Annotated in this window: 7 protein-coding genes; 6 read left to right on the top strand and 1 reads right to left on the bottom strand. The window is 67.4% G+C overall.

Going from position 1 to position 7095, the window contains the following annotated elements; translation table 11 throughout:
* Positions 1–33 precede the first annotated feature (33 nt).
* The 6 genes from ACODS4_RS19950 (at position 34) to ACODS4_RS19925 (ending at position 5774) form a co-directional block, all read left to right on the top strand.
* Positions 34–1683 carry a cyclic peptide export ABC transporter gene (locus tag ACODS4_RS19950; protein WP_488866759.1) on the top strand — a complete coding sequence of 550 codons (1650 nt, stop codon included), beginning with the start codon at positions 34–36 and terminating at the stop codon, positions 1681–1683.
* Positions 1680–3335: a cyclic peptide export ABC transporter gene (locus ACODS4_RS19945; RefSeq protein WP_488866757.1), complete on the top strand. Its 1656-nt coding sequence runs from the start codon at positions 1680–1682 to the stop codon at positions 3333–3335. Before ACODS4_RS19950 ends, ACODS4_RS19945 begins: the two co-directional genes overlap by 4 nt.
* Entirely contained in the window at positions 3332–3679 is a 348-nt protein-coding gene (locus tag ACODS4_RS19940) for a hypothetical protein (RefSeq protein ID WP_488866755.1), read from the top strand. The genes ACODS4_RS19945 and ACODS4_RS19940 overlap by 4 nt, the downstream gene beginning before the upstream one ends.
* Entirely contained in the window at positions 3669–4346 is a 678-nt protein-coding gene (locus ACODS4_RS19935; protein ID WP_488866753.1) for a YcjF family protein, read from the top strand. The genes ACODS4_RS19940 and ACODS4_RS19935 overlap by 11 nt, the downstream gene beginning before the upstream one ends.
* A 127-nt stretch (positions 4347–4473) precedes the next feature.
* Positions 4474–4668, top strand: coding sequence for a hypothetical protein (locus tag ACODS4_RS19930; protein ID WP_488866751.1), 195 nt, complete (start codon positions 4474–4476; stop codon positions 4666–4668).
* Complete coding sequence (locus ACODS4_RS19925) at positions 4668–5774, top strand: prohibitin family protein (protein ID WP_488866749.1); 1107 nt, start codon at positions 4668–4670, stop codon at positions 5772–5774. The genes ACODS4_RS19930 and ACODS4_RS19925 overlap by 1 nt, the downstream gene beginning before the upstream one ends.
* 13 nt (positions 5775–5787) lie before the next feature.
* Here ACODS4_RS19925 and ACODS4_RS19920 read toward each other — a convergent pair whose 3' ends face one another.
* Positions 5788–7074, bottom strand: a complete 1287-nt coding sequence (locus tag ACODS4_RS19920; protein WP_488866747.1) for a hypothetical protein — start codon at positions 7072–7074, stop codon at positions 5788–5790.
* Positions 7075–7095: the final 21 nt, after the last annotated feature.

Raw genomic sequence — 7095 nt, 5'->3', positions numbered from 1 at the left:
CAAACGGGGCCTTGCCGCCCCGAAGGCGGCGCGATGAACGTCGCGCTGTTGCTGGCCCGGTTGGGGCCGCTGCCGTTGCGGCGTCTGGTGGTCGGCGCGGCGGCCTCGGCGCTCAGCAGCGCCGTGGTGCTGGCCGTCGTCAACAAGGCGGCGCAGCAGATCGCCGACAACAAAAGCGACGTCGTCAATCTGTGGATGGCGGCGCTGTTCGTCGTCTGCGTGCTGCTCTACACCGCGTCGGAAAGCTGGATGGTCAGCCGCATGGGGGCCGACATCGAGGAGGCCATCGACGGCCTGCGCATGCGGCTGCTCGACCGGCTGCGCCACGCCGACCTGTGGAAGCTGGAGCGTTTCGGCGAAACCCCGCTGTTCGAGAGCATCACCCAGAGCTGCCAAGTCATTTCGATGAATTCGCAGTTTCTGGCGCTGTCGCTGCGCTCGGCCCTGATGATCGTCGCCGTGCTGGTCTACATCGCCATCCTGTCGCCCTTGGCCTTCCTGCTGATCGGCGTGCTGATGAGCGTCGGCGCGGTCAGCTACATCAAGCTTGGCCGCGCGCTGAACGAGCGGCAGGAGGCGTTGAACGCCCAAGAGGCCGGCTTGTTTGAAAGCGTGTCGGACCTGTTCGACGGCTTCAAGGAGCAGCGGCTGAACAGCGCCCGCAGCCGCGACCTCAACGCCACCTTCGACCGCGTGTCGGCGACCACCACCACCGCCCGCAACGAGGTGCATCTCCACGGCTGGCAACAGTTCGTCTTTGGCGAAACCGCTTTCAACATGATGCTGGGCATGGTGGTTTTCGTCGTCCCCAACTACTCCTCCGCCTTCGGGCAGGAGGTGGTGAAGGTGACGGCGGCGATCCTGTTCATGGCCTCGCCGGTGTTCGGGCTGATGCAGTCGATGGCGGTGATGGGCGCGGCGGAGTCCGCCGCCGGGCGGATGATCGAACTGGAAAGCCAGTTGGACGGGCTGGCCGAACCGGGGGCTGGCGCCCCGCCCCTGCCGGTGCCCGAGGATTTCCAGGAGATCCGCCTGGAGGGGATCGAATTCGCCTTTCCCGCCCCGGCGGGGGAGCAAAGCTTCGCCGTCGGTCCCTTCGACCTGACCATCCGGCGCGGCGAGACGATTTTCGTCACCGGCGGCAACGGGTCGGGCAAATCGACCTTCATCAAGCTGCTGACCGGCCTCTATCACCCCTTGCGCGGGCGGTTGACGGTGGATGGCGTGGACGTCGGGCCGGGCCGTCAGACGGCCTACCGCGCCCTGATGGCCACCGTCTTCGCCGATTTCCACCTGTTCGCCCGCCTCTACGGCATGGATCGCCCCGACCGGGCCGAGGCCGACGCCCTGATGCGCTGGATGGAGATGGAGCGCGTCACCGCCGTGGAGGGCGACCGTTTCGGACGGCGCGACCTGTCCGCCGGGCAGCGCAAGCGGCTGGGGCTCGTCGCCGCCATCCTGGAGAAAAAGCCGATTCTGATCCTGGACGAATGGGCCGCCGATCAAGATCCGCATTTCCGCCTGAAATTCTACCGCGAGATCGTGCCGGAGCTGAAACGGCGCGGCCTGACCATCATCGCCGTCACCCATGACGATCATTATTTCGACGTCGCCGACCGCCGCCTGCACATGGAGGAAGGCCGTTTGAGCGAATTGGCGATCCCGCAAGGAGGCGCCGCGTGAGGCTGATCCGTCTGATCCGGCAGGAAATTCCGCAAAATCTGCGGTCGCTGGCGATCATGACCGCGCTGTCGGCGCTGTCCACCTCGGTCCTTCTCTGGGTCGTCGATCTCGCCGCCAAGGACGCGGCCAAGGGGACGCTCAGCGTCCGCCTGCTGCTGCTGTTCGCCGTCACCATCACCCTGTTCGGCGTGACCCACAATTACGTGCTCGTCACCGCCTCGCAGGACGTCGAGGGGCTGATCCACCGGCTGCGCGTGCGCCTGTTCGACGCGGTGCGCCGGGCCGATCTGGTGACGGTCGAACGGGTGGGCCGCGCCGCCCTGCACGGCGCCTTGACGCAAGACACCCAAACGCTGGCCCGCACCCTGCCGATGCTGGTGATCGGCGGGCAGCAAGCGACGATGCTGGTCTTCCTCGCCCTTTATCTGGCGTGGCTGTCGCCCATCGCCTGCGTGATGGCCTTCGGCTTCGCCGGGTTCGCCGTGGCGTTGCGCTTTTCGCGGATGGCGGCGCTTGGCCAAGCGATGCGGGCGGCGATGGGGGCGGAGATGGCCGTCTTCAACGGGCTGACCGACCTGTTGCGCGGCTTCAAAGAGGTGCGGATGAGCGTGCGGCGGGCCGACGGGGTGATCGACGATCTCGCCCACGCCTCGGACACCGCGCGGCGGGTCAACACCGGCATGAAGGCGCAGTGGGGCCGCGAATTCGCCCTGCTCCAGGCCCTGTTTTACGTGCTGGTCGGCTTGATGGTCTTCGTCGTGCCGCTGTTCACCACCAGCTATCACGAGGTGGTGGTCCCGGCCACCATGGCGGCGCTGTTCATCGTCGGGCCGGTCGGCACGCTGGCCCACGTCACCCCGCTGGTGACGCAGACCGAATTCGCCCTGGCCAACATCGAAAGCATGGCGACGCTGCTGAGCACGGCGGCGGGCGATTCCCCCGACGAGACCGCCCGCGCGCTCGACCAGCCGCCGCAGCGGATCGCGTTGCGCAACGCCAGCTTTTCCTACGCCGACGCGGCGGGGAACCCGATCTTTTCGGTCGGGCCGCTGTCGGCGGAGTTCCACGCCGGGGAGATCGCCTTCGTCACCGGCGGCAACGGGTCGGGCAAATCGACCATGCTGCGGCTGCTGACCGGGCTGATGCCGCTCAGCGGCGGCGGCCTGCTGGCCGACGGCGAGCCGGTGGAGCCGGAGCGGATGCAAAGCTACCGCGACCAGATTTCGGCGATTTTCTCCGACTATCACCTGTCGCGGCGGCTCTACGGCGTCGCCGATCCCGACCCGGCCCGCGCGCGCGCCCTGCTGGAGCGGTTGGAGATGCAGGACAAGGCCAACGTTCAGGATGGGGCCTTCACCACCGTCGATCTCTCCACCGGCCAGCGCAAGCGACTGGCCCTGGTCGTCGCCCAGATGGAGGACAAGCCGGTCATCGTCCTCGACGAATGGGCCGCCGACCAGGATCCCCATTTCCGCCGCGTCTTTTACGAAGAGCTGCTGCCCGAGATGAAGGCCAAGGGAAAAATCGTCATCTGCGTCACCCACGACGACCGTTGGTTCGGGTTGGCCGACCGCGTGTACCACATGAACGAGGGCCGGATCGAAGCCGGGCGCGTCGGCCCCGCTTCGGCGCAAAACGGAGGCGAGGCATGATCCGCTCTCCCTGGCCGCAAGGTTTCCATCCGGCGCCCCAGGACACGGTCGCCGTCGACGCCTTGCCCGGCGATCATTTTCTCCCAATCGAGCAAAGATTTGAAATTGTAGAGTTTTCCAATTTTTCATCTTATGGGATTGGATCCTCCATCCCCTTCTCTGATTGCGCTGTTGCCGATTTGACGATGACGTGTTCATTCGTTAGCCCATATCAAGACTCCGCCGGTTCCAACCGTCGGCGTTTCAACCCGGGCCGTCCCCTTGGGGCCGTCACACGCCGCGCGCCGGTTCGGCGCACGGTCTTTAGCGATGCTTTTTTGGGAGCACCAACCGATGGTCATTAAGAAAGACCCCCCGACCGGCGACGGCGCCCCGCCGATCACGCCGGATCCGGTGGTTGAGCCGTCCACCGCCCCGACCGCCCCGGTCGTGACGGAGGGCGCCGCCGAAACCGCTTCGGAAGCCGCCCCGGACGCGACGGTTTCAGAAGCGGTCGCCGCCGAAGCCACCGTTGAGAGCGAGCGTGAGCGTCACGCCCACACCATCATCCGCAACCATGTGCTGCTGTCGGCCGCCGCCGGGGTCATCCCCGTGGCCTTCGTGGACACCGCCGCCGTGGCCGTCGTTCAGCTCCGTCTGTTGAAAGAGCTGTCGGACGTCTATGGCGTCAGCTTCCGCGCCGACATCGGCCGTTCGGCGGTGGGAACCCTGCTGGCCAGCGTCACCCCGGCCCTGTTGGGCGGCGGCGTCCTGGGTTCGGCGGCGGTCAACGCGGCGCTGCGCAGCGTGCCGGTGGTCGGCGCGGTCACGCGCTTCGCCACGCAGCCGCTGTTCAACGCCGCCTTCACCTACGCCCTTGGCAAGGTGTTCCAGCAGCATTTCGCCTCGGGCGGCACCTTCCTGACCTTCGACCCGGAGAAGGTGAAAACATATTTCCGCGAGAAGTATGACGAGCTGCGCCGCCGCAAGGGCGTGGTTCCTGACCCGGTTCCCGACGCCGTCGCGGCCTGATCCGTGCTAGGAGGACAGGGGCGGAGGGGCCGTTTCGGCGTCTCCGCCCCAGCCCCCCCCCAGCCCACCCGGCGCGTCGTCCCGCGCGACGTCTGAGCAACGCCTGATTTTTCTTGAGGCCCGGACCATGCCGATCATCTTTTCTGGCCTGTACGTCGCCGCCTGCGTGGTTTGCGGCGTCATGGGGCGCAACACCGTGTTCGGGTTCATGGGGCATTTCCTGCTGGCCCTGTTCCTGACGCCGCTGGTTGATTTCGTCATCCAGGCGGTTGGACGGCCCAGCGCCCGGTTGCGCGACAAGATCCTGTCGCTGAGATCCTGATGACGACCACCATCGATTTGGCCCCCCACCACCCATCCGCCCTACAGCGCGCCCGGTTGTGGATGACGCGGCACGCCATTTCCTTTTACGCGCTGATTCTGACCATGCTGATGGCGCTGTTCGCGCTTGGCCCGTCGATGTTCATCGAGGTGCCGGCCGGTCACGTCGGCGTGTTGTGGCTGCGTTTTTTTGGCGGCACCGTGACCGAGCGTGTCTTCAAGGAAGGCATGCACATCATTTTTCCGTGGGACATCGTGACCCTCTACGATGTGCGCCTGCGCAACGACAGCCGCAAATACGAAGCGGTGTCGGCCAACGGCATGGCGTTGACGGTGGAGGTGGCGGTGCGTTACCGCGTCAACCCGCCCGCCGCCGGTCTCTTGCACAAATTGACCGGACCGGCCTACGCCGAAACCTTGGTTCATCCCAAAATCGCCAGCCTGGTGTACGAGTTCATTTCGGAACGCAACCCGGAGACCTTTTATTCCTTTGACCGCGCCGACATTCAGAATTTCCTGCTGACCCACGCGCGCCGGAATTTTCCGGTTCCCCCCGACGAATACGACATCGCGCCGGAACATGCGGGCGAAGCGATGATCCGGGTGGAGGATGTGCTGGTCAGCGGCATCGCCCTGCCGCCGCTGGTCCGTCAGGCCATCGACCGCAAGATGGAACAACAACAGATCATGCAGGAGTATGACTTCCGCGTCGCCCGCGAGGCCAAGGAGCGGGACCGGAAGCGGATCGAGGCCGAGGGCATCCGCGATTTCCAGGAAACCGTCGCCCACACCATCACGCCGGAATATCTGCGCCTGCGCGGCATCGAGGCGACGCGCGCCTTCGCCGATTCCACCAACGCCAAGACGATCATCATCGGCGGACGCGACGGCCTGCCGGTCATCCTGAACACCGCCGACGACGCCAAGCCGACGACGACCACAGCGCGGGAGGCCGCGCCGCAACAACCGACCGCGCCGTTGCCCAACGCCGCCCTGCCCAACGCCGCCCCGCCGACCACAACCATGCCAGCCACGCCGACGCACAATCCGCCGTCCAACGCCCCGCCCCTGCCGCCCGCTGCGTCGCCGCCGTCGGCGACGCCGTAACCGGACAAAGCCGTTAGGGAAGCCGCACGCCGGTGAAGGGGTTCCAGCCTTGGGCGGCCAGCGCCGCCCAGGCGGTGGCCCCCAGATGCGGGCGGCGGTAATAAAGGAAATCGGCGGTCTTGCTCTCCGGCCCGATGGCGAGACCGGTGGTCAGCACCGCTGAGCGGGTCGCCCACAGGAAGCCGCCGGGGCTGACGTCCTGCAAGAGATCGGCGAACAGCCGGTCGGCGTCGGCCTTGCGCCCCACCGCGCGGTAGGCCAGCGCCGCTTGCGCCGTGCCCTCCACCCACACGCCATCGCGGTCGTCGTTGAAGTCGAAACCGCCCTCCACCCCATGGGCGCGTTCGGCGTAGGCCAGCGCCGCCCGCCAGCCCGTCGGCGCGTCGCGCAGCAGCAGCGGCCAGAGCTGGGCGTCCAAGCCGGAGGTGGCGCGGCTGACCGTCACCCCGTCCGGCATGGCGCCGACGGGGAAGTGATCGCCGCCCGCCGTCCACAGCGCGTCCAGGAAACCGCGCGCCGCCTTGGCCGGGGCCGCCCATTCGCCGCCGCCGCCCAGCCGGTCGAACAGGGCGACCAGATCGGTGTTGTGCTCCGTCGCCTTCCAGGTCAGCGCTTGCGGCGCGTTGTCGAAACCCTGCACCCCACCGTTGAAGCCGCCCGGCCCGCGCGGGTCGGCGGCGTGCTCCACCACCCAGCGGGCCAACCCCGCCGCCCCGTCGCGGAAGCGCTTTTCGCCGGTGGCCTCGGCCATAGTCAGCAGGGCCAGCCCGGCCCAGGCGACGTTGCCGGTGGCGGTGCCGACCTGATAGGGGTCCTCCAGCCAGCGGTTTTCCACCACGTCCCACCAGCCCATCGGCGGAATCGGACGCTGCTTTTGCGCACCCGCGCGGTAGGTGTTGCGCAGCCGCCCTTTGCGCCCGGCGCGGTCAAGATTGGCCGCGTCCAACAGCGCCTCGCCGATCCGCAACGCCTGCCCGCGCTGACCGCAGGCGTGCAGCGCGATGACGGCCAGCGCGTTGTCGTAGGTGAAGGCGGCGATGGACAACGCCGGTTCCGAGGTCGGCCCGGCGGCGAAGGCGTTGTCGTAGCTGCGCAGAAACACCGATCCCGAACCAGGGATCTCATCGACCCGCGCGGTCAGCGTGGCGCAGGTTTTCGCCGCCAGTTCCGCCCCGGCGGTTGACGCGGTTTCGGCCCGGGCCGGGACGTTGGCCGTCCACAGCAGCGCCGCCACCGCGACCATCGTTCCCAACGCCGCCCGGCGTCCCTCGTTGACCACACCCATGACGAACACCGTCACTTTCCAAATTCATAGGAACGC

Source organism: Azospirillum sp. FG154 (genome assembly GCF_057809575.1).
This window is presented reverse-complemented; position numbering and strand designations above follow the sequence as displayed.

Coding starts and splice junctions, on each gene's coding strand:
- ACODS4_RS19950 (WP_488866759.1), top strand. CDS start 34: ATGAACGTCGCGCTGTTGCTGGCCCGGTTGGGGCCGCTGCCGTTGCGG.
- ACODS4_RS19935 (WP_488866753.1), top strand. CDS start 3,669: ATGGTCATTAAGAAAGACCCCCCGACCGGCGACGGCGCCCCGCCGATC.
- ACODS4_RS19930 (WP_488866751.1), top strand. CDS start 4,474: ATGCCGATCATCTTTTCTGGCCTGTACGTCGCCGCCTGCGTGGTTTGC.
- ACODS4_RS19940 (WP_488866755.1), top strand. CDS start 3,332: ATGATCCGCTCTCCCTGGCCGCAAGGTTTCCATCCGGCGCCCCAGGAC.
- ACODS4_RS19925 (WP_488866749.1), top strand. CDS start 4,668: ATGACGACCACCATCGATTTGGCCCCCCACCACCCATCCGCCCTACAG.